Raw genomic sequence first — 21,951 nt, 5'->3', positions numbered from 1 at the left:
GTTAATAAAAAGTAAAAATATTGATGTAATTTTAACATATTTCTGAAAATATACAAATACTTTGTTACAATAACGTAGAGAATAATTGAAGGGGTTTAAGCTGAGATGAACTATATAAAGGTGATTCAGAATTCGCTTAACTATATTGAAGATAATCTTCTTAATGCCATAACCCTCAAAGATATTGCCAAGCATGTTCATGTATCACCCTGGCATTTTCATCGAATCTTTGGCTTATTAGTAGGCGAGACCACTGCTATGTATATTCGGAAGCGTCGATTCTCTCAAGCAGCCATGAGACTATTAGATTCTGATCATCGGATCATCGATATTGCAGTGAGTCTTGGATTCTCAAGTCATGAAGCCTTCACTCGTTCGTTCAAGCGGTTGATTGGAGTGACACCAGATCAATATCGACTCGATGAAAAGGCTACATTTCAGTACCCTAAGCTATCCTTTACAGAGAATGAATTGTTTTCGATGAATTCTCACTTTCCAGTTCCAGAGGTACAGATTCTTCGCTTAGATAGAATGGCAGTATGCGGTTTATCTTTAAGAAATCTACGAGTAGAGTCATCACCGAGCATGGAGCATAATCAAAGGAGGATTCAGGCGCTATGGAATGAGTTGTGCCATTTAGTTGAACGTCAACGTGAACAGGTGGGGGTTATTCTTCCAATAGGGGGTACACGCTATGATTATTTGGCAGGACTACGGATGACGGAAGATCTGCCACTAAAATTATCAGAGAGTGGGAAGAAGCTGGATACCCTGGAGATTCCTAGACAAACCTATGTGGTCTGCTCTCATCAGGGTTCAATGATTGAGGTACCGCTGTTATATCAATATCTCTTTGGCCATTGGTTTTCTAAGGTAGAGTATGAACCAGTCTTTGCACCAGAGTTGGAACTATACCATCATGACGGGGATGGTAAGTGGCGTGTGGAGATCCATCTTCCGATAAAATGAGCAAAAATTATCAAACGAACCATGGCCATTTCCTCTAAGCTAACAAGCGAAGGAGGATGTAACTAATGAAGAAAGGAAGTCTCATTCTACTATTAATCATCGTAACTTCGGGAAGTTTTTATTATGCAGTTGAAGTTGGTTGGCTGGCGTGGCTAGCGCCTCTTCCCTTTCTATTATTGGGGTCAAGGTTTTCAAGTTGGTCATTGTTTGCGATGGCGACGCTGAGCTATTGGATAGGCAGTCTGAGCTGGTGGAAGGCAGAGAGCTTCATTCTTAGTTTTCCTTTATTTCTAAGCTTTCATATGATCTATGCGCTTGTATTTGCAACCCTGATGGTATGGATTCGCAACAGTAAGGTAGTTTGGCTCTATCCCTTGGGGTGGACAGCCTTTGAATTTCTCGTCACGTTGCTATCACCGCATGGCACCTGGGGAAGCGTGGTCTATACCCAGACGGACTATCTACCATTGTTGCAAAATGCAGCGATTCTTGGCAGCTCTGGCGTTGTTTTCTTAGTTTGTTCTTTTCCAGCAGCACTGGCATACGTTCTTCAACAGAGGGTATGGAATAAAAAGATGGTGGGGAAAGCTGGACTTATCATCCTTGTCTTGCTATTAGCTGCAACTTGGGGATTTTTCCGGATCCATGGGCCTTTAGATGATACGCAGGTGCGAGTAGGGCTAACAGCTGCTAATGAAACGGTGCCCCATGTACGTTCAGAGATTGATTTGCAGAATATCCTGCTGGTGGAAGAGTCTATGAGTCAGATAGGCCTATTAAAGGAGCAAGGTGTAGAAATCGTCGTGCTTCCTGAGAAACTATTCTATGTTACCTCTGATTATCAAGTTGAGGTAGAATCGATTTTTGCAAAAGCTGCAGTTGATAATCAAGTATACCTAGTAGTTGGAATCAAGCTGGAGCAGCCCGATGGTTTGCATAATGTAGCATGGGTCTATGCACCTACTGGGGAAAGGTTCATCCAGTATGATAAAATTCATCTCATTCCAGGATTAGAGGGTGATTATGTCCATGGAAAGAGAGCGATGTGGTTGAATGATTTTCAACAAAGAATCGGCGTCGCTATTTGCAAGGATCTCGATTTTCCAACTACGATTCGTAGCTACGGTCAGGAACAGGTTGGCCTCCTTCTCGTTCCTGCTTGGGATTGGTTACATGCAGAGGAGATTCATGCGCGCATGGCCATTGTCCGCGGCATCGAAAACGGATTCTCCATCGCTCGTACATCCAAGGAAGGTCTTGTCACAGTTTCAGATAAGTACGGTCGAATCCTAGCCGAAAGCTCTACCTTTGAAGTGGAGCGTGCATCAGTTATTACAGATGTCCCAATCTCACCAACACAGACCACCTATAGTCGATGGGGAGATTGGTTTGCTTGGTTCGTAGTGCTTATCACTACCGTTGTAGGGTATAGATCATCTGTGAGAAAAAAATTCATCTCCCAGTAATTAAGATTTGAAAAAGCAGGGGATTCCCCTGCTATGCTTGTTGCCATATTTCGATTATCGTTAGAGGATATGGGGATACTTGGAGGAAGGGCAATACTGTTCAATCCTTTAACTTTAGATAATAAGGTCGTGAGCATATGAACCGTCAAAAGAAGCTTAAGACATATCAGCTTATCAATTTACTAGCATTTGCTTTAATGATTGTGATCAATGTACTGGCTGACACGCTGCCCTTCAATGGGATAACCACCAGTGAAGTAGCGAAGCTCTATCCCAATCTTTTTATGCCGGCAGATATTACTTTTGCCATCTGGGGTGTGATCTACCTGGCATTGGCCATGTATATCTTATTCCAATTTGGTATCTTCGTCAGAAAGGGTAAGGATCAAATCGATTTTGTTTTTAACGTTGGCTGGCTCTTTACCGTATCTGCCCTTGCCAATGTGAATTGGCTACTCTTCTGGCATAATCAACAAATTCTCTCGTCCCTATTCACATTGATTATCCTGTTGATTACCTTGGGGATGATTAACAAGCAATTACGGCGGCGCAAGCTCGTCTCCAATCGGGAGAAGTGGTTTGTTCATATTCCTTTTAGTATCTACTTTAGCTGGACCATGGTGGCAACGCTTGCTAATCTTAATACTTACCTCGTCGTAACAGGCATGGATGCTTTTGATGCCATGGGTCGTGTATGGACAGCGATGCTATTGCTGGTTGCAACTTTTATTGCGCTCATTTTCCTCGTGAAGCGTCATGACCTTGCTTATAGCCTTGTCACGATCTGGGCACTGCTCGGGATCATTCTGAAACAGGTTCAAACATACAACAGTGCTTATACTTCAGTTATCGTAACTAGCTCGCTATGCATCTTGCTCATTGTAGCTGGGATGGCCTATGTGTTATTGAAGAAGAAGGACCCCCAGCGCATATAGAATGAAGAACCAAATTGCCAAAATGAATACGGCTCCCCAGATTCCCTTCTGTTTCATGGGGGATGTCTTGGTGGGGTCGTTTTGTTGTGTTTGGCATGCTTGGTAAATATCTCGTGGAATCAGCTTAATAGCTAAGGTAATCCCAACAGGAATTAAGATCAAATCATCGAGGTAGCCTAGGACAGGAATAAAATCAGGAATAAGATCGATAGGACTGAGAGCATATGCTAGCACAAGGAAGATCACTGCCTTTGCATACCATGGCGTTTGCGGATGCAAAAAAGCGAGGTAGATGATGCTTAGAGAAGACTTGAGTTCCTTAGCCTTTAACTTTAACTGCTTCATATCCATCTGCAGAACTTCCTTTATTCGTATTTTTACGCTCAAGGTCATGGTAAGGTGAATGGAGCAAAAGATCAACATTACCATTTGGCAGGATCCCATGTTTTTTGCTACAATGAATTTCGTGGCTTGCTTGGTGTCACCAAGCGAAGCGGGTTGGGAGAGGGATTTGTACGTAAGAGGTAAGTCGACTTCAATGAAAACAAAGGAAGGATTATTTCAACTGGCTTCTCATGGCAGCACCATGAAAGGTGAGGTGCTGGCAGGAAGCATCGGATTTTTTACCATCGTCTATATTGTGGTGATTAATGCACTAATTCTCGCTGAGGCGGGGATTCCTTTTGAAGGAGCAGTATTCGCAACAATTCTAGCATCCTTCGTCGGATGTTTGGTGATGGCATTCTGGGCCAATGCCCCCATTCTGATCGTGCCAGGCATGGGGATTAATGCGATGTTTACCTATACCTTGGTGGAATCCATGGGCTTTCACTGGCAGGAGGCCCTGGCTGTTGTGCTCGTATCTGGATTTGCCTTTATGCTCATTGCTTTTTCCAGTTTAGCGCAGCGTCTAAACGAAGCGATCCCTGCCAGTCTCAAGGAGGCCATTAGTGTAGGGCTGGGCTTATTCCTAATGCTCATTGGCTTGGAAAAAGGTGGACTTGTGGTCCGTGGATCTGATGCCATTATCGCCCTTGGTGATCTCAGTGATTTAAAGGTGGTTGCCACCATCCTTACACTGCTCTTTACCTTACTCCTATTCCTCCGTGGTGTACGAGGAGATTTTTTATGGAGTATTCTCTTTGGTACAGGGCTTGCCTTTGCTTTTGGCATTCTACCACAGGTGGAACCTTCAAGATTGAACTTAACACCCTATGGTGAAGTATTCGGTCATTTCACCTTTGACCAAATTGCTCAGTTTCCGTTTTGGGTAGCGGTTTTCTCCATGACCATGGTGCTTGTCTTCGAGAATCTCGGGCTGGTCCAAAGTCATGTGAGTATGGCGAAGCAACCAGAGAAGTATCGTAAGTCCTTACAAGCGACAGCGGTGGCTACCTTTACCTCTGGGCTATTGGGGACTAGTCCAACCGTGGCCACGGTAGAGAGTACGGCTGCCATTGCTGCAGGAGGACGAACAGGATTAACTGCACTCACCACAGGCATTCTATTTTTGGCATCCATTCCGTTGATTCCCTATATGAAATGGATCCCTGATAGTGCCATTGCTCCCATCCTCATTGTGATCGGGAGCTTAATGGTGCAAAATATCCGCCACATCCAATTGCATGACTTAACTGAAGCTTTTCCTGCCATCTTTATTATTGTGATGATACCTTTCACCTACAGTATTGCCAATGGCATCGCCATCGGCTTCATCATGTACCCCATTCTCAAATTGGTGAATGGGAAGGGGAATGAGGTATCCATGCCCTTGTATGTTGTTTCAAGCCTATTTTTGCTCAACTTTGTATTACAGTATATCTAGGCTTGCAACATGTATCCATAGTTGGTAGTATATAAATTAAGAAAAGTTCGTCAATCATGTGAGAAAATATCACATGCTTGTACGGCGAAAGGAGTGGTGAATATGTTGCTAACCACGATCATTGAGGTGCTAGAGCAATAATTGAATGCTTAACCTAGAAGGGAACCTTTCGGCCGTAGTCTATTGATGTTTACACGGGCACGAGTCAGGTACTCGTGCTTTTTTGTATCCAAAAAAGCATTGGACCGCCGTAGAGTTACATTCTCTCTACGGTTTTTTTGATCTTAAAACTACGATAATATGGAGGAATATCCTTTGAAATTAATCCAATATGGGTGGAATCAGTACTGGCAGGAACAGTATGAGAATTTTATTGAAAAGGGTACGGATATGGAGGTAGGACGGGTAATCACCGCCCATCAAGAGCTTTATCGTGTAGCAACTAATGAGGGAGAAGTGTTAGCACAATTATCAGGACGGTTGCGTTATACAGGTGGCATAGATGGCACTTTACCAACCGTGGGAGATTGGGTGGTTCTTCAGATCCTTCAAGGTGAAGGTAAAGGAATTATCCACGGTATATTTCCACGGAGATCAAAGTTCTCACGGAAGGTAGCGGGAACAGAGGTGATGGAGCAGGTCGTTGCTGCTAATTTCGATACTGTTTGGTTGCTCCTTGCCTTGAATCAGGATTTTAATCTACGTCGCTTGGAACGCTATCTGATCACAGCATGGGAAAGTGGAGCTATTCCTGTGGTCGTACTGAGTAAAGCCGATCTCTGTACCGATGTAGATGTGAAGGTACATCAGGTGGAGGAAGTAGCAGTGGGTGTGGATGTCCAAGTAGTTAGTTCTTATCTGGATACAGGATTTGAAGGACTTCAGCCTTATATTCAAGCAGGAAAAACTGTAGCGATTCTAGGTTCTTCCGGAGTAGGGAAATCCACATTGGTCAATAAACTAGCGGAGCAAGAATTGCTTCGTGTTCAACAAATTCGAGACGGTGATGATAAGGGGAGACATACCACTACCCATCGTGAATTGATTACTCTCCCTGCAGGAGGGATGGTCATCGATACGCCAGGAATGCGCGAGTTGGGTTTGTGGGAGGGTAGCACAGGCATTGAGCATGTCTTTGAAGATATTGCAATTTTAGCTCAAGCTTGTCGCTTCCGTGACTGTCACCACCAACAGGAACCTGGTTGTGAGATCCAGGCTGCTTTACAGGATGGACGCTTATCTGCTGATCGTTACGCAAGCTATCTTAAGCTTCAGAAGGAACTGGCTTATGTGGAACGACAACAAAATCGGCAATTACAGCAAGTGGAAAAGCAACGGTATAAACAGATTGCAAAACACATCAAGCAGAAAGGGAAAAAGCGCTGATAAAGGGGAATGTAAATGAGAGTCTTTCTTTTCTTGGTTGGAGTAGGAATTCTAAGTAGCTTAACCTTCCCATTGTTTCTCTTCATATTGGACTGGGCGGGAATTGTGACTTTGGAGGCACCCACGCTTTGGTTGTCGGTATTCTATTCGATGGCAGGACCCATCGCCAGTTCTATACAGAAACCGCGTGATTACGGAAAAGCTGGCGAAAGCCGATTACAAGGAGTGTCAGTGCTCCATAGAGAAAAGGTAGCACAGGATAGAGATAGGGAATGAAGAGACTATTCATATAGGGTAGGTTGGTGTAAAAGCCTGAAGGCTCTAAAGAAAGGCGATTGCCCAGATAAGTATAAAACCAGGTGAGGTTCTCCTCATTCACATGTTCCTCTGTGATCGTACCATCAGGATAGATTTTAATTACATCAAACTCTTCAGCAGTGGTGGGAGACTGAAATGGGCTTGTCCGCTGGATGAGGATGGCTAAATATTCATCGCCGCTTTTCTCTAAGACCTGGATCATTTCAATCCCTGTCATATAGCGACTCAGATACTGCTTCTCCTCATAGACGGGCCAATTATGTAGGAGACGGAGGGATTTCCCATTCATCAGCAATTCAACGTCACCGACAGTATAGAGCTTCCCTTCATAGTTATATTGAATCTGGTTGGCTTGCTCACTGACGAGGGTCAAATTATAGTTTTTAAAGTGAATCAAATCTTGTTGGCTTAGCTTCTCCTTATCTTCGGTGAGAGTGTGCAATAGATAGTCGTTTTGCATTGATGTAAGGTAGATCTCTTCTTGCACCCACTGGATAATGGGCCAGATGGAGAGGATAAGGAGGAGAAGGCTACTCCAGAGGAGAGTACGCTGCATCATCATACCCCTTTCACCAAATTACACGATTTTGTTATCCATAACAGTCAATATACACCATGATTAGTAATTTATTATAGTACGAGAGACGGTTTTTGTCGATATAGAGATGATCAAAATGAAAAAGCGATTTTCGACAAGTCGAAGATCGCTTTTTCTATATATTAATAGGGAAGAGAGGGGGATACACAGAATTGATGTTGCGTTTTAAAGGATTCGATTAGAATCCACGAATGGCAACTACAGCTGGTCGTGGGATATGATCGCCAGGTCGATGAGGCCACTTACTTGTAGGTTGTGCAGGATCCTTGGTCTCTTCACCAGGATGTTGCACAGCAAGGAAGAGTGTCTTCTCATCAGGTGTAAACCAAGGACCAGTCAGTTCAGCCTCTACAGGTGCAGATGCAAATTGGAAGGCGTCACCCATCCGCTCACCACTAGTAGGAATGACGAAGACTCCATTGTTCATGAAGCTTTGGTAGACTCCCTTATTCAACTTACTTGAGGAGATATCGGTAACGGTCCAGAGATTGTTTTCACCATCGAAGGTGAGATTGTCTGGTGCACTGAAGCCACTCTGACGTCCACCAGCTGCAAAAATCTCAAAATCGAAGGTCAACGCACCGAGGTCATGATCCGTTTCGATGAAGCGGGTGATATGACCATGGATATTGCCATGCTTACTATTATTGGTGTGAGCGATATAGAGAGAGTGATCATCTGGATGAATCTCCACATCCTCAGGACGGTCAGTCGGTGTTGCGCCAAGGAAGATGGCAGCCTCATGGACATGAACAAGCACATCTGCTTGGGAGGTAAACTTCGCTAACATCTCTTCGTTTTTCTTCTCCGTCGCCTTCTTGCGCACTGCTTCTACCGTGATAGGTATCCAAGCACCCTTACTCATATCAGCTGCATAGAGAGTTCCTTCCTCTAAGAGGCGACTATTTTCTCGATCTTTTGCAGCATCGTACTTTCCTTTACTTACAAACTTGTAGACACAGGCACCAGTTTTGTCATCACCCATATAGACAACGATTCGTCCATCCTTAGAGAGACCCATGGCGGTGTTTTCATGATTAAAGCGGCCGAGTGCAGTGTGCTTACGTACAGCAAATTGTGAATCGAAGGGATCCACCTCAATCACCCAGCCATAATGGGTGGGATCTAGTGCCGCATCACGTGCGGTATATTCAAAATTCTCTTCACAGGAGAGGATGGTATTCCAAAGAGTAATGCCTCCAGAACAGTTGGCAAAGGTACCTTGCACCGTGGTTGCACCATTCACTGCTCTGCTACCCTTGGCAGCACCGGTTAATTGAAAGGGTGTTAAGCCTGTAATTCGCCGGTTATAGCGGGAATCAGTGATCATCTTCCACTTTCCATCCACTTGCTTCACTTCAATAATGGAACCACCTTGAACATAGAGAAGCTGCTCGATCTGCTTCTTCGTATAGCTTCCATTCTCTTTTTTTCCATGGACGAAGATTTCGCTAGAATACTCATGATTCACCCAGAGTAGACCGTGTGTATTGGAGCCTTGAAGTGGAATATAGCAGGTGAAATCATTATTAAAGCCAAAGGTGTCACCAGCCTTGTTGATCCGATCACCATAGGCAGCAATCACATCATAGGTATACCCTTGGGGTAATACCAATTCATCTGCATCAGTAGGAAGAATGGGGGTAAAACGAACCCCTTTCTTCTCAGGTAACTGAAACCATTCTTGACGAGGAGCCTTACCTGGGACAGGATCTGCTTTTGCTTTGGCCAAGACAGGGAGTCCTGTTGAAGCGACAGCGAGGGCGGCCATGCCGCTTCCCACATAGGTCAAAAACTTCCGACGATTCACTTCCATTTGATTCTCCATCTCCACACTCCTTTATATGGATGATTCCTCTGTTAATCATATTGTTCATCTCCATTGTAATGAGCCAATGTAAAGGACAGAGTAAGTTCATGTAAAAAGAAGGTGGATTTTTTGTACAAATTGGTGTAGGCTCAATCTATGTAAGTTAATCCTATGACCTAGTAATAATTTTATGGACTATTGGTTTGATAGAATGGATAACATAGGAATCGGGAGTGTGAAAGAGATTGAAAATAAATCAGATGCTGTATATGGTCTTATTTGCTGCACTTGTGGCTGTGATGGGTCTCTTTCCGCCTATCCCTCTACCCTTCAGCCCTGTTCCCATTACATTACAGACATTGGGAATTATGTTGGCTGGGAGCTTGCTTGGAGGTCGTAAGGGCTTCCTCAGTATGATCTTGTTTGCTTTCATCGCCCTATATCTCCCACTACTTGCAGGCGGGAGAACAGGTATGGGCTCCATTGTAAGTCCAACAGGCGGCTTCTTCCTAAGCTGGCCCGTAGCTGCAGCTGTAATCGGCTGGTTAAGTCTAGGCTGGTGGAAGAAGGCGGGTAAGGGCTTCGTGCAATTACTGGTCGCTAATCTGGTAGGAGGCATTCTTGTGATCTATCTCATTGGTGTCCCCTATATGGCCATGATGGCGGATTTATCATTACAGCAGGCCATGGTAGGTATGCTTGCCTTTATCCCAGGGGATATTCTAAAGGTGATCATCGCCAGTTATCTTGCTTATCAGCTGAATCGCGTCAATCCACGCTTAATTCAGCAGATGCAGGGGAAATGATGCAGCACAAATAGAAAAAAGCCCCATTCCATTGAAGTGCTGAACACCTCAATCAATGGATGGGACTTTTTTGCACGTTTACACGATAGAGTATTGAATTTCCAGTCATGTTATTGGGCTGTCCAGCCACCATCCACGGTGAATTCAGCGCCGGTTACCCACTTCGATTCATCAGAGGCAAGGTAGAGATCAAGGTAGGCTACATCCATGGGCTCACCAATACAGCCGATGGGATGTTGGGCACCTACCTTTTTGAAGTATTCTTCAGGAGTTAAGCCATAGCCTCGTGCTTCTTCTTCTGTTAATTCTGTATGGACATAACCAGGATGAACGGTGTTGACACGGATGGTATATTTTCTTTCTCCACAAGCGAGAGCAGCCGATTTGCTCATGATGGTAACAGCACCCTTGGAGGCGCAGTATGCAAAGAGCCCTGGTTCAGCGATCTGTCCATCAATGGATGAGCGATTGATAATGGAGCAGAGCTCACCGTTATCCCGCATGGTGAGAATGCCATACTTCGTGCCGAGGAAGACACCGGTAGAGTTCACAGTCATAATCCGATTCCAGTCCTCCAGCGTCGTATCAACAATATCTTTGGCGAGGGAGATACCTGCGTTATTTACAAGGATATTGAGCTTTCCATAAGTGCTGATTACCTCTTCCATGGCCTTTTGCCAGGCAGCTTCTTGGGAGACATCGAGGTGAATAAAGATGGCTTCACCATTATTTTGCCGAATCTCATCAACCGTCTTTCGAGCAGCGGCTTCTTGAATATCAGCTACGATAACCTTGGCACCTTCCTTAGCAAACAGGGTGGCGGTTGCCTTCCCGATTCCTGCGGCGCCTCCTGTAACCATTGCAGCTTTTCCATCAAGACGACCCATAATGATTCCTCCTCTTCCAAGATTGGGTATTCCCCTCTTTAATGTACTTTAATTCACAAGTGAAGGCAAGGTAGACTGTGAGAACATGGGATAGAAGCAAGAATGATGGAAGTATGAAAAAATTTACATTGCAATCTTACATAAGGTAGAATGTACGCATACAGACTGGGAAGATGAAATGAATAGTGGTAAAGGGGAGAACGGGATGAGCTTAACATTACTGGCCAATGCACAGGTTGAGACATTGGATCAAGCAGGTTGTCAATACGATGGGATTCTGATCAAGAACGATAAAATCCTTGCAGTAGGCAAGACCGGTGATTTACGTTTGCAAGGCGGTAGTCAGATTGAAGTAGAGTATGATCTCGCAGGTGCTTATGTGCTTCCTGGTTTAGTGGATAGTCACCTCCATCTCCTCTCCTATGGTCATTATCTTCAGCAACTCGATCTACGCCAGGTAACGACGAAGGAAGAGCTACGTCGCGTTATTGGAGAGCGTGTTTCCATGACACCTGTAGGCAAGTGGATCGTAGGAAGTGGCTGGGATGAGAACCGTTTCCCTCATCGAGAATTCATCACACTGGCTGAATTAAATCGTTGGGCGCCTGATCATCCGGTGTTATTGGCGCGTACTTGCTACCATACCTATATGGTGAATCAACGGGCCTATGAGCAAGCGGGCATCATCGAGAGCACGCCCAATCCCGAAGGTGGCCAATTTGGGTGCGATGGTGAAGGTGCTCTGAATGGGTATATTTATGAGCATGCTTATCGTCTCTTTGCAGCTGCCATTCCTCGACCGACGAAGGCAGAGCATCGCCAAGCATTATGCACAGCAGTGACAGCGGCACAGGCAAAGGGACTGGTGGGTGTCCATAGTGATGATTTGCGAGAATTACCAGTTTGGCAGGAGCTATTTCAGCTCTATGGGAAGGTGCTTGCCCAGCATCCACTTCATATTCATGAGCTCATTGATTCCCAACGATTGCAAGAGGTAAAGGATGCAGGGGTCTCCTATGGTCCACTATCTCCTAACTTCTCCGTGGGTGCGGTGAAATATTTTGCCGATGGTGCCCTCGGTGGAAGAACAGCATGGATGTCCGAAGCCTATCTAGATCGTCCTGGTAATCGAGGGATCTCCCAGTTTACCGATGAAGAGCTAGCTCAGCATGTGGCGGAGGCTGTAGCAGCAGGCTTACCTGTAGCGGTTCATGCCATTGGTGATGCAGCCGCAGCCCAAGTGATTCAAGCATTTGCAAAGCATCCCCCACAGCAAGGGCGCCATCGCCTTGTTCATGCCCAAGTCTTACGCCAAGAGCTGGTGCAGCAATTGGCTTCTCTTCCTTATGTGATTGCAGATATTCAACCGCGCTTTGTGGCTAGTGATTTTCCTTGGGCTGTGGATGCATTAGGGGAGGAACGGTTACAATATGGTTATGCGTGGAAGACCTTGCTAGATGCCGGTATTCCCTGCGCGGGAGGCTCTGATGCTCCCATTGAACCACTGGATCCGCTGTTAGGCATTCACGCTGCCGTAACCCGTCGTCATCCTGATGAGACTCATGAGGGATATTTCCCCCAAGAGAAGCTATCCATCCGCGAAGCCATTGGACTTTTTACACAGGGGAGTGCCTATGCAGCCATGATGGAAGGAAATCGCGGAAAAATTGCACCGGGATACAGTGCCGATTTTACCGTGCTCTCTCACAATCTATTAAGTCCATCCATGGCAGCAGAGCCCGACCAACTCCTTCAAGTGCAGGTACAAGGAACTATGGTGGCAGGGCAATGGGTGTATGGAATGGGGTTAAGTTAATCAAGTGATAGGATGGTAAGGCTCGATAATCAATCGTAAGAGAAGCAGGAAGGGTGAGGTAGATTGGGACCGTTTAGATTAATTCGAATCATCCAGAAATCAGTTCTTCCTCATACCGAAGAGGAGCTTGATGGCTGGCTAGAGCGAGCAAAGATGATACCTTCAATGGAACTACGAAAGCAAGCCATCGCTAGTATTCAGACCAAACATTTTCACTGTCAGGGAGGGACGGTCTATGCTGCGTTAGTAGCTAAGGAGTGGCGCCCCTCTTTGATCCGCCTTATCGTTGCGTTGCAGACCATTAGTGATTATCTCGATAATCTCTGTGATCGTAGCACCTCCATGGACGGTGCCCATTTTCATCAGCTTCATCAGGCGATGCTAGATGCTGTAGATCCTAAGCGATCAATACAGGATTATTATGCGCTGGGAACGGAACGAGAAGATGGCGGGTATCTAACCGCTTTGGTAGAGAACTGTCGCCAAATGATCGCATTGCTACCGAGCTATGAGTTGGTTCAGGAGCAGGTGACGCAGCAGGTGAATAACTATGTTCATCTACAAGTGTATAAGCATGTAGAGCGGAGCCAGCGGGAAGCGCTATTGTTGAAGTGGTGGCAGCGGTATCAGCCGATTTATCCTCAACTCTATTGGCAGGAGTTTGCTGCAGCCACCGGCTCCACATTAGGGATGTTCGCGCTGTTTGCAAAAGCCACCAACCCCTCTTTGGCAACTGAAGGGGTAGAGGAACTCTGCAACGCCTATTTTCCAGCCATCACAGGCTTACATATTTTATTAGATTACCTCATTGATCAGGAGGAGGATCGCAAGGGTGGCGATCTCAATTTTGTCCATTATTATGCCAACCCTCGTGAGATCATCGAGCGTCTTCGGCTCTTTGTTCAGGAGGCGAAGAAGAAAGCGAAGCAGCTCCATCCTTTTCATCGCCTCATTGTTGATGGCTTGCTAGCCATCTATCTCTCTGATCGGAAGGTAGCTGGTCAGGAGGATGTGGCACTAGTTGCACGTCAACTCCTGAGTGAAGCAGGCTGGCGAACCCGATATTTTGCATGGCAGGGGAAGCTGATTCGCCAGTTAACCCATTCATAATTCTGTCATCAACCCCATTGGACTTGGACAGTTTCAAGTTCAATGGGGTTCTGAATAAAATAAATGATGCGGAGATTTAACCTTTAGACGAATGGGATTTGTAATATTTCAAAGTTTAATGCTATGCAATGCAAGGAGCACCGATCAAGAACTGCATCTTCAATGGTTTGGAATACCCAACGATTGAGATGCGGTTCAAAAGGGGTGCTTTTTTATTTTCTTTTTTAAATTGCTGTAATAAACAGATTATTTATAAATATACTATTGCAATTATATTTATACATCATTATAATAAGCCTTAATATCATTTTTTGAGGTGATGAAATTTGAAAGTGGCCGTGATTGGTGTGACAGGGTATGGAGGTGCGGAGCTGCTGCGATTACTCTTAGCTCATCCCCAGTTTTCTGTAGCGGCGGTCTACACATCCTCGCAGGAGGGGCAACGCTTGGATGAGATTTACCCTCACTTGGCTGGGGTGAATCGAACGCTGGAAGCAATTGATGCGGAAGTCATTGCGAAGCAGACGGATCTGGTGTTCACAGCAACGCCGAGTGGGGTCTCCAGTCAATTAGTACCCCATCTGTTGGAGGCAGGTTGCCGGGTGGTGGACTTATCCGGAGATTTTCGCCTAAAGGAGACTGAATTATATGAACACTGGTATGGCTATGGGGCAGCACCGAAGGGCTGGGTTGATGAAGGAGTGTATGGTTTAACCGAGTGGGAACGGGAAGAGATTCAAGACGCATGTCTTGTGGCCAATCCAGGATGCTATCCTACCGCTACCTTACTGGGACTGGCTCCCCTTGTTCAGGAGGGTGTTGTGGAACCTGCCTCCATCATCATCGATGCTAAATCAGGGGTTTCTGGGGCAGGGCGTACACCTAGCCTCGGTAATCATTATGGTGAGGTGAATGAGAATCTAAAAATTTATAAAGTGAATGCCCACCAGCATATCCCAGAGATTGAGCAGATGTTGCAAAAATGGGGGGATGAAGAGCCCATCACCTTCAGCACGCATCTTGTACCCATGACGAGGGGAATTATGGCGACCATCTACGCAACAGTGAATCAAGAGATGACAGCAGAACGCCTATGGCAGCTCTATGCTCATTATTATGCAGGCGAGCCCTTTATCCGCTTACGACGAGCAGGAACCTTCCCAGCCACGAAGGAAGTGACAGGCTCAAACTATTGTGACCTTGGGCTCGCTTATGATGAACGGACAGGACGGATCACGGTTGTTAGTGTCATTGATAATTTAATGAAGGGTGCAGCAGGGCAGGCCGTTCAAAATGCCAACCTGATGTGTGGATGGGATGAAGCGTTAGGTTTGAACTTCACGCCCATCTATCCATAGCACCCAAGGAAAGGGGAGAAAGCAATTGAACACCATGGATGAGGTGATCAAAGTAGAGGACGGCTCCATCATTACACCTCAGGGTTTTTCAGCAGCAGGGCTTCATACGGGGGTGAAGCGAAAACGAAACGATCTAGGGATTCTTCTTAGTACGGTACCCGCTGAGGCGGCAGCGGTCTATACCATGAATCGGGTGAAGGCAGCTCCCATTGGCGTAACCAAGGCTAGTCTTCAGCAGGAAGGCCGGCTACAAGCGGTGATTGTCAATAGTGGGAATGCCAATGCCTGCACAGGGAAGCAAGGGATTACCGATGCTTATACCATGCGGGCTGTGACCGCCCAGCAATTTTCCCTGCAGGAACATCATGTGGCTGTTGCCTCCACAGGGGTGATCGGTCAGGCCATGCCCATGGAGAAGATCGTACCGGGAATTGCCCAATTACATCCGGAAGTGGATGATCTCGCTGCAGAGGCGTTTGCCCAGGCCATTCTTACCACCGATACAAGGGAGAAGTCATCATGCTACCAGACAACCATTGATGGAAAGCTCGTAACCTTAGCGGGCATCGCCAAGGGCTCCGGGATGATTGCACCTAATATGGCGACCATGCTCGCCTTTATTACCACCGATGCGGTCATACAGCATGATGTACTGCAGCAGGAGCTCCGAGTGGTGACGGATGTAACCTTTAACCGGATCACGGTGGATGGAGATACATCAACCAATGACATGGTCATCGTCATGGCCAATGGCCTTGCAGGTAACGAGCCGTTAACGCCAGACCATACGGAGTGGTGGAAGTTTGAGGAGCTTCTCCTCAAGGTATGCGAGGATTTAGCTCGCATGATCGCCCGCGATGGTGAAGGGGCAACGAAACTGATTGAGGTAGAGGTCTTCGGTGCTGAGGGGGATGAGGAGGCAGGGAAGGTGGCGAAGGCAGTGGTGGGCTCCGATCTTGTGAAAACCGCCATCTATGGGGAAGACCCTAACTGGGGGCGGATCATGATGGCTATTGGAAAGAGTGGTGTTCCCATCGATCCTGATCTCGTGGATATCGCCATTGGACCGTTTCAGATGATAAATCGTAGTCAACCACTCGCTTTTTCAGACGAGGGGATTCGTCATTATTTAGCCAATGAGGAGATTCAGATCTCCATCCACTTGAATCAAGGAGAGGGCTATGGAAAGGCCTGGGGCTGCGATCTCACCTATGCCTATGTACGCATCAACGCCAGTTATACAACGTGAGGTCTGCGGTGTTAATGTGCTCAAGGTGCTTGGAAAGCAAAGATTGGTCAAGAGGCGTAGAAGGGAGAGGATGAGATGGGCGAAATTGGTGGCGAGATCATTATCGTCAAATGTGGAGGGAGCGTATTAGAGAGCCTATCTGATGAGTTTTTCCAAAGCATCAAAGCATTAAAGGAGGCAGGTAAGCAACCGATCATCGTTCATGGTGGCGGACCAAGCATTCAGCAGCTGCTGGAACAGTTAAAGATTGAGAGTCAATTCGTGGATGGGCTGAGAAAAACATCGACCGCGGTGCTACGTGTGGTGGATCTGGTTCTATCAGGAGAACTGAATGGAATGCTGGTTCGTCGTTTACAAAAGGCAGGGGTGGCTGCGGTGGGACTTTCAGGATATGATGGCGGTCTCCTCAAGGCGAAGGCCAAGGATGTGGAGCGACTAGGTCTCGTTGGTGAAGTGATGGAGGTGAATGCGTCCTTCCTCCATCAGTTGCTAGCCATGGAGATGGTTCCAGTCATCGCTCCAGTTGCCATGGGGCTAGACGGTGCCGATCGCTACAATGTTAATGCCGATTCGGCCGCTGGGGCTATTGCAGCAGCTCTAGGTGCCAGCAAGCTCCTCTTCGTCACTGATGTGGCAGGCATCATCATTAATAATCAGGTCATCGAGGAAGTGACCACTGCGGATATCCATGCCATGGTTGCTGATGGCACAATCTATGGCGGGATGCTCCCGAAGGTGGAGGCAGCGCTCCACAGTCTCCAGGGTGGTATCCATGAAGCGATGATTGTAAGTGGATTAAGCAGTCTAATGGTAGGAGGAGAAATGATGGGAACAACCATTAAGAAGAGTACGGGGGTGCTAGAATGAGTGCGTTATTTCCAACATATCAGCGCTGGGATCTAGAGATTACCCATGGGGAGGGTGCTTGGGTCACCGCCCGTGATGGGAAACGCTATCTTGACTTTATCGCAGGTATTGCCGTCTGTAATCTAGGCCATCGTCATCCGAAGGTGCTTGAAGCAGTCCATGCCCAATTAGATCAGGTATGGCATGTCTCCAATCTTTTTCAAAATTCCTTGCAAGAGGAGGTGGCAGAGCGTCTCGTTCAGCATAGCTCTGGTGATCGGGTCTTTTTCTGCAATAGTGGGGCAGAAGCCAATGAAGCGGCGATTAAACTAGCGCGAAAGGCAACAGGAAAATGGAAAATCATCACCTTCGAGCAGTCCTTCCATGGCAGGACCTTCGCGACCATGGCTGCCACCGGTCAGGATAAGGTGAAGGTTGGCTACGGACCCATGTTACCTACCTTCGTCTATGTCCCCTATAACGATGTGGAACAGCTTCAGCAAGCGATGGATCAGGAAACAGCAGCCATCATGTTAGAGGTGATTCAAGGGGAAGGCGGCGTGAATCCTGGGGATCCCTCCTTTATCCAAGCAGCAGAGCAGCTGTGCAGAGAGTATGGAGCCTTGCTCATTGTAGATGAGGTGCAGACAGGGATCGGGAGAACAGGTAAACCCTTTGCCTATCAGCATTATGGAATATCTCCAGATATCATCAGCGTGGCCAAGGGATTAGGGAATGGTTTTCCAGTGGGCGCAGTGATTGGGAAGGAACAGCTATTGGAGGCCTTTGGTCCAGGAAGTCATGGCTCCACCTTTGGCGGGAACCCTTTAGCCATGGCAGCAGCTAATGCTACCCTGCAAGTGATCTTTGAAGAGAGCTTTCTCCAAGATGTGGTGGCAAAAGGTGAGTATCTGAAAAAGCAATTAGAAGCGCGGCTTGCTGGTTTACCAGGCTTGCAGGAGATCCGGGGGCAAGGCTTAATCCTGGGGATTGAGACCTCGTTTGAGGTAGCGCCACTCCTTGCTATAATGCGGGAAAAACAACTACTGACATTGGGCGCAGGTCCTCATGTGATCCGTCTCTTACCTCCAATCATTGTATCGAAGGAGGAGATGGATGAAGCGGTGGATCGGATTATGGCGGCTTGGAAAGAGTATATGAACTAGCCATTGAGAAGGCGCTAGCATTGGGAGCGGCCTTCTTTTTTTCTCCCTAGGTTCAAAAAGGAATAAGTAGGAATTGAATAGCTATTGCACCATTCCAACCATATTATGTACAATAATAAATAAGAATTGATGAAAGCGGTTACAAAACGTCGAAAGGCTAGGGAAAAAAGCACACTGATGGTTGGAGTGGCTATAGAGAGAACCCCTTGGATCTAGGTAGAGGAGGATGGAGATGGCAGAACAGTTGATGAAGAATTTTTTCTTATTCATGTCGAAAAATCGGACATTAAATCAAGCGGCAAAAAAATGGGGCTTGAAGTTTGGTGCAGCCCGCTTTGTGGCAGGGGAAACGGTGGATCAGGTGATCCAGAAGATCCGCCAATTGAATGAACAAGGCCTGGAATGTACGGTGGACTATCTCGGGGAGTTTGTCTCCAAGGTGGAGGAGGCAGAGGAGATGGCTACTATGTGTATTCGTACATTAGAGGCGATCCACGAACATGGGGTGAAGAGCAATCTTTCTTTAAAGCTGACCTCCTTAGGATTGGATATTGATCGGGAGCTCTGCATCCGTAATATGCGGGGGATCTTAGATACCGCCCGTTCCCATGGGAATTTCGTCCGCATCGATATGGAGGATTATTCCCATTTAGAGGTGACCCTCTCCATCTTACGCCAGCTTCGTGAGGAAGGTTATGAGAATGTAGGGACCGTAATTCAAGCATATCTATATCGAACAGCAGAGGATGTGCAGGCATTAGGGGAGGAGGGTTTCAATCTCCGCCTGGTGAAGGGAGCTTATAAGGAGCCAGCTACTGTCGCCTTCCCAGAGAAAGGCGATGTAGACGAGAATTATAAGAAGATCATCCGCATGCATCTCTTAAGCGGTGCCTATACCGCCATCGCCACCCATGATGAGGCGATGATTCAGTATACGAAGCAGGTGGTAGCGGAAGAGGAGATTCCTCTGGATCGTTTCGAGTTCCAGATGCTCTATGGCATCCGCTCCCAACGACAGCTGGAATTGGCGAAGGAAGGCTATAAGATGCGTGTCTATGTGCCCTATGGTAATGACTGGTATGGCTACTTCATGCGCCGTTTAGCCGAACGTCCAGCCAACGTGGCCTTTGTGTTGAAAGGTATGTTTAAAAAATAAGGAAGGCTATATCTTTATGCGCAGCATCACGCCCCTGTGAACGAGATGAATTTGTCTCGAAGCGGGGGATGTTTTTTGACTTTTTCTTGCGTATACTTAATGCGTGTACCTAAGTGGCTTCGAGGTGCAATGAGGAAACAAGTGACTAAATCAATCCGTACCATGAGACCATATAAAATAGATCGTAAAATATCATCACAGGGGGATTAAGGAAGATGACTCCAGCAGGAACAGGTCGAGGACAGGGTAGAAAATCAAATCAATCAAGACCAACAAGTGGACCAAGAAAGTCAAGAGGCCCAAGAGATAGCAAAGAGACCAGGGATAAGAGAGAGCCAAGAGAATCAAGAGAACCAAGAGAACAGAAACAGCGGCATGGTCAAGGTTCGAAGCGGTATTCCAAACGGGAATCCATCGTCGGGAAATACCTTCCCATTACCATTAAAAGCATCGGGATCAATGGGGAGGGAATTGGTTACTACCAGAAGAAGATCATCTTCGTACCGGGTGCACTTCCCCAGGAAGAAGTGATGGTGATGGTTATCGATGAGAATGAGAGGTTTGCCCGGGGTAAGCTGGTCAGTATTAAAAACCCATCATCACAGCGCCTTACCCCTCCATGCGAACAGTATGAAGCATGCGGAGGCTGCCAGCTTCAGCATCTTGATTATGCAGGCCAATTGGAGGCAAAACGGCAGATCGTTATCGACTCCTTTCAAAAATATGTTCCAAATCTCCATGTCGAAGTGAAGCCTACCATGGGAATGGAGAATCCCTGGGGCTATCGTAATAAAATACAGGTTCAGGTAGGACGAGGTGCCAAGGGCGAGCTACTCACAGGTCTCTACGAAATGGGGAGCCATAACCTGGTGGAGATGTCATCTTGTCAGGTTCATCATCCGAAGCTGAACCACATCTTGAATGTGACGAAGAAGCTATTGGCAGATTTCAAGGTGCCTCCCTATGATGAACGGAAGGATACTGGTGTGATCCGAACCATTGTAGCCCGCTACGCCTTTGCCACGAATCAAGCGCAGCTAACATTGGTAACCGCCACCGACAATCTTCCACGACTCAAGGAATTGGTGTTAGAGCTGCGCTTCCAGCTCCCAGAGTTAGTCACCATTGCCCAAAATATCAATCCCATCAAGACTTCCCTCGTCTTCGGGAATGATACGCGTATTCTCTGGGGTCAAGAGCAGATAGAAGAGCGACTAGGCGAACTGAGCTATGCCCTCTCTCCACGTTCCTTTTTCCAGTTGAATCCACAGCAAACCGTGCACCTCTACCATGAGGTGAAGCGCCAAGCACAATTAACAGGAACGGAAAACGTCGTGGATGCCTACTGTGGCTCTGGCACCATTGCTCTCTGGCTAGCCCAAGATGCTGCTGAGGTACGAGGAATGGATATTACCCCAGAGGCCATTGAAGATGCCTGGGCCAATGCAGAGCGGAATGGGATCAAAAACGTACAGTTTCTAACAGGCAAAGCTGAAGAGGTCCTCCCTGCCTGGGTGGAAGAGGGCTTCATTCCCGATGTACTCGTCGTAGACCCTCCACGGACAGGACTCGATTCCAGTCTGATCCGCACGATCCTAAAAGTCCAACCGCAGCGCATGGTCTACGTCTCCTGTAATCCTTCTACCCTCGCAAAGAATGTGGCAGAGCTGGTAGCAGGCGGATATGAAGTGGCCGAGGTGCAGCCGGTGGATATGTTTCCGATGACGAGCCATGTTGAGACTATAGTAGCACTATACAAAAAAGACTAATCATATTTGCCTATATACCGCTAAAAACCAAGCTTTTCACCTTTAAGATGAATATTGCAAATTATCGTAATAAAGAACTGAAAGATGAAATTATCGTAAGACTTGGCTTTTGGATGTGAAATGTAGGGATATAAGAAACTAAATACTAAATTTGAATCCACTGGTATAATATCGGTGGATTTTTCTTTGAAATTATTTCCAAATTAAGGTGGGCATATATTATAACATTTGTTATAATATAAAGTGACGTGCTGGAGGTGTATGGAATGGATTTTGCCCAAACAGTAAAAGAGATTAGAACAAAACTGAATATGAGTCAGGAACAGCTGGCTAGAGAGCTTCATGTCAGCTTTGCCACGGTGAATCGGTGGGAAAATGGAAAGAACAGCCCCAATATGCTTGCAAAGAAATCACTTTATGATTTTTGCAAAGAAAAAGGATTGGATGAAGTATTGATTAAGCATTTACTGGATTATTAAAC

At 46.6% G+C, this 21,951-nt stretch carries 19 protein-coding genes; 15 read left to right on the top strand and 4 right to left on the bottom strand.

All coding sequences use genetic code 11. The features are described 5' to 3' along the window. Positions 1 to 105 precede the first annotated feature (105 nt). The 3 genes from BN1691_RS03345 (at position 106) to BN1691_RS03335 (ending at position 3,370) form a co-directional block, all read left to right on the top strand. On the top strand, positions 106 to 969 hold the full coding sequence (locus tag BN1691_RS03345; protein WP_048600822.1) for an AraC family transcriptional regulator: 864 nt from the start codon (positions 106 to 108) through the stop codon (positions 967 to 969). Between the two features lie 65 nt (positions 970 to 1,034). Further along, complete coding sequence (locus BN1691_RS03340; RefSeq protein WP_048600821.1) at positions 1,035 to 2,435, top strand: nitrilase-related carbon-nitrogen hydrolase; 1,401 nt, start codon at positions 1,035 to 1,037, stop codon at positions 2,433 to 2,435. Positions 2,436 to 2,572: 137 nt separating this feature from the next. After that, on the top strand, positions 2,573 to 3,370 hold the full coding sequence (locus BN1691_RS03335) for a hypothetical protein (protein WP_048600820.1): 798 nt from the start codon (positions 2,573 to 2,575) through the stop codon (positions 3,368 to 3,370). Here BN1691_RS03335 and BN1691_RS03330 read toward each other — a convergent pair. Further along, the gene (locus BN1691_RS03330; protein ID WP_048600819.1) at positions 3,338 to 3,721 is read right to left on the bottom strand and encodes a YkvA family protein; all 384 of its coding nucleotides are present in this window, start codon (positions 3,719 to 3,721) and stop codon (positions 3,338 to 3,340) included. The genes BN1691_RS03335 and BN1691_RS03330 overlap by 33 nt on opposite strands. 187 nt (positions 3,722 to 3,908) lie before the next feature. Here BN1691_RS03330 and BN1691_RS03325 point away from each other — a divergent pair, with 187 nt between their 5' ends. Then, complete coding sequence (locus tag BN1691_RS03325; RefSeq protein ID WP_048600818.1) at positions 3,909 to 5,195, top strand: NCS2 family permease; 1,287 nt, start codon at positions 3,909 to 3,911, stop codon at positions 5,193 to 5,195. A 300-nt stretch (positions 5,196 to 5,495) separates the two neighbouring features. Further along, positions 5,496 to 6,581 (top strand): ribosome small subunit-dependent GTPase A, encoded by a 1,086-nt coding sequence (rsgA, locus tag BN1691_RS03320; protein WP_048600817.1) that lies wholly within the window; start codon positions 5,496 to 5,498, stop codon positions 6,579 to 6,581. Between the two features lie 172 nt (positions 6,582 to 6,753). Here the strand turns inward: rsgA and BN1691_RS03315 are convergent, their stop codons facing one another. Continuing rightward, on the bottom strand, positions 6,754 to 7,455 hold the full coding sequence (locus BN1691_RS03315) for a hypothetical protein (protein ID WP_048600816.1): 702 nt from the start codon (positions 7,453 to 7,455) through the stop codon (positions 6,754 to 6,756). 220 nt (positions 7,456 to 7,675) lie between these two features. Beyond that, positions 7,676 to 9,325 (bottom strand): PhoX family protein, encoded by a 1,650-nt coding sequence (locus BN1691_RS03310; RefSeq protein ID WP_231638336.1) that lies wholly within the window; start codon positions 9,323 to 9,325, stop codon positions 7,676 to 7,678. Positions 9,326 to 9,552: 227 nt separating this feature from the next. Here BN1691_RS03310 and BN1691_RS03305 point away from each other — a divergent pair, with 227 nt between their 5' ends. Continuing rightward, positions 9,553 to 10,113: a biotin transporter BioY gene (locus BN1691_RS03305; protein WP_048600815.1), complete on the top strand. Its 561-nt coding sequence runs from the start codon at positions 9,553 to 9,555 to the stop codon at positions 10,111 to 10,113. A 110-nt stretch (positions 10,114 to 10,223) separates the two neighbouring features. Here BN1691_RS03305 and BN1691_RS03300 read toward each other — a convergent pair whose 3' ends face one another. After that, positions 10,224 to 11,000, bottom strand: coding sequence for a glucose 1-dehydrogenase (locus BN1691_RS03300; protein WP_048600814.1), 777 nt, complete (start codon positions 10,998 to 11,000; stop codon positions 10,224 to 10,226). A gap of 205 nt (positions 11,001 to 11,205) precedes the next feature. Between BN1691_RS03300 and BN1691_RS03295 the strand changes: the two genes are divergently transcribed. From BN1691_RS03295 to BN1691_RS03255, 9 genes are all read left to right on the top strand, one after another. Further along, positions 11,206 to 12,816, top strand: a complete 1,611-nt coding sequence (locus BN1691_RS03295; protein WP_048600813.1) for an amidohydrolase — start codon at positions 11,206 to 11,208, stop codon at positions 12,814 to 12,816. 63 nt (positions 12,817 to 12,879) lie between these two features. Then, positions 12,880 to 13,926 (top strand): tetraprenyl-beta-curcumene synthase family protein, encoded by a 1,047-nt coding sequence (locus tag BN1691_RS03290; protein WP_048600812.1) that lies wholly within the window; start codon positions 12,880 to 12,882, stop codon positions 13,924 to 13,926. Between the two features lie 326 nt (positions 13,927 to 14,252). Continuing rightward, the gene (gene argC / locus BN1691_RS03285; protein ID WP_048600811.1) at positions 14,253 to 15,284 is read left to right on the top strand and encodes an N-acetyl-gamma-glutamyl-phosphate reductase; all 1,032 of its coding nucleotides are present in this window, start codon (positions 14,253 to 14,255) and stop codon (positions 15,282 to 15,284) included. Positions 15,285 to 15,318: 34 nt separating this feature from the next. Next, on the top strand, positions 15,319 to 16,533 hold the full coding sequence (gene argJ, locus BN1691_RS03280) for a bifunctional glutamate N-acetyltransferase/amino-acid acetyltransferase ArgJ (protein ID WP_048601176.1): 1,215 nt from the start codon (positions 15,319 to 15,321) through the stop codon (positions 16,531 to 16,533). Between the two features lie 75 nt (positions 16,534 to 16,608). Further along, positions 16,609 to 17,400, top strand: a complete 792-nt coding sequence (argB, locus tag BN1691_RS03275) for an acetylglutamate kinase (RefSeq protein WP_231638335.1) — start codon at positions 16,609 to 16,611, stop codon at positions 17,398 to 17,400. Beyond that, a complete protein-coding gene (locus BN1691_RS03270; RefSeq protein ID WP_048600810.1) occupies positions 17,397 to 18,545 on the top strand; it encodes an acetylornithine transaminase in 1,149 nt (382 codons plus the stop codon). Before argB ends, BN1691_RS03270 begins: the two co-directional genes overlap by 4 nt. A gap of 232 nt (positions 18,546 to 18,777) precedes the next feature. Continuing rightward, positions 18,778 to 19,701: a proline dehydrogenase family protein gene (locus BN1691_RS03265; protein ID WP_048600809.1), complete on the top strand. Its 924-nt coding sequence runs from the start codon at positions 18,778 to 18,780 to the stop codon at positions 19,699 to 19,701. Positions 19,702 to 19,916: 215 nt separating this feature from the next. Continuing rightward, a complete protein-coding gene (gene rlmD, locus BN1691_RS03260; protein WP_082146980.1) occupies positions 19,917 to 21,470 on the top strand; it encodes a 23S rRNA (uracil(1939)-C(5))-methyltransferase RlmD in 1,554 nt (517 codons plus the stop codon). Between the two features lie 266 nt (positions 21,471 to 21,736). Then, entirely contained in the window at positions 21,737 to 21,949 is a 213-nt protein-coding gene (locus BN1691_RS03255) for a helix-turn-helix domain-containing protein (protein ID WP_048600808.1), read from the top strand. Positions 21,950 to 21,951: the final 2 nt, after the last annotated feature.

It is taken from the genome of Rubeoparvulum massiliense, from assembly GCF_001049895.1.
Taxonomy (GTDB): Bacteria; Bacillota; Bacilli; order Rubeoparvulales; family Rubeoparvulaceae; genus Rubeoparvulum; species Rubeoparvulum massiliense.
Note: the sequence above shows the minus strand (reverse complement) of the source record. Positions and strands in the feature narration are given on the sequence as shown.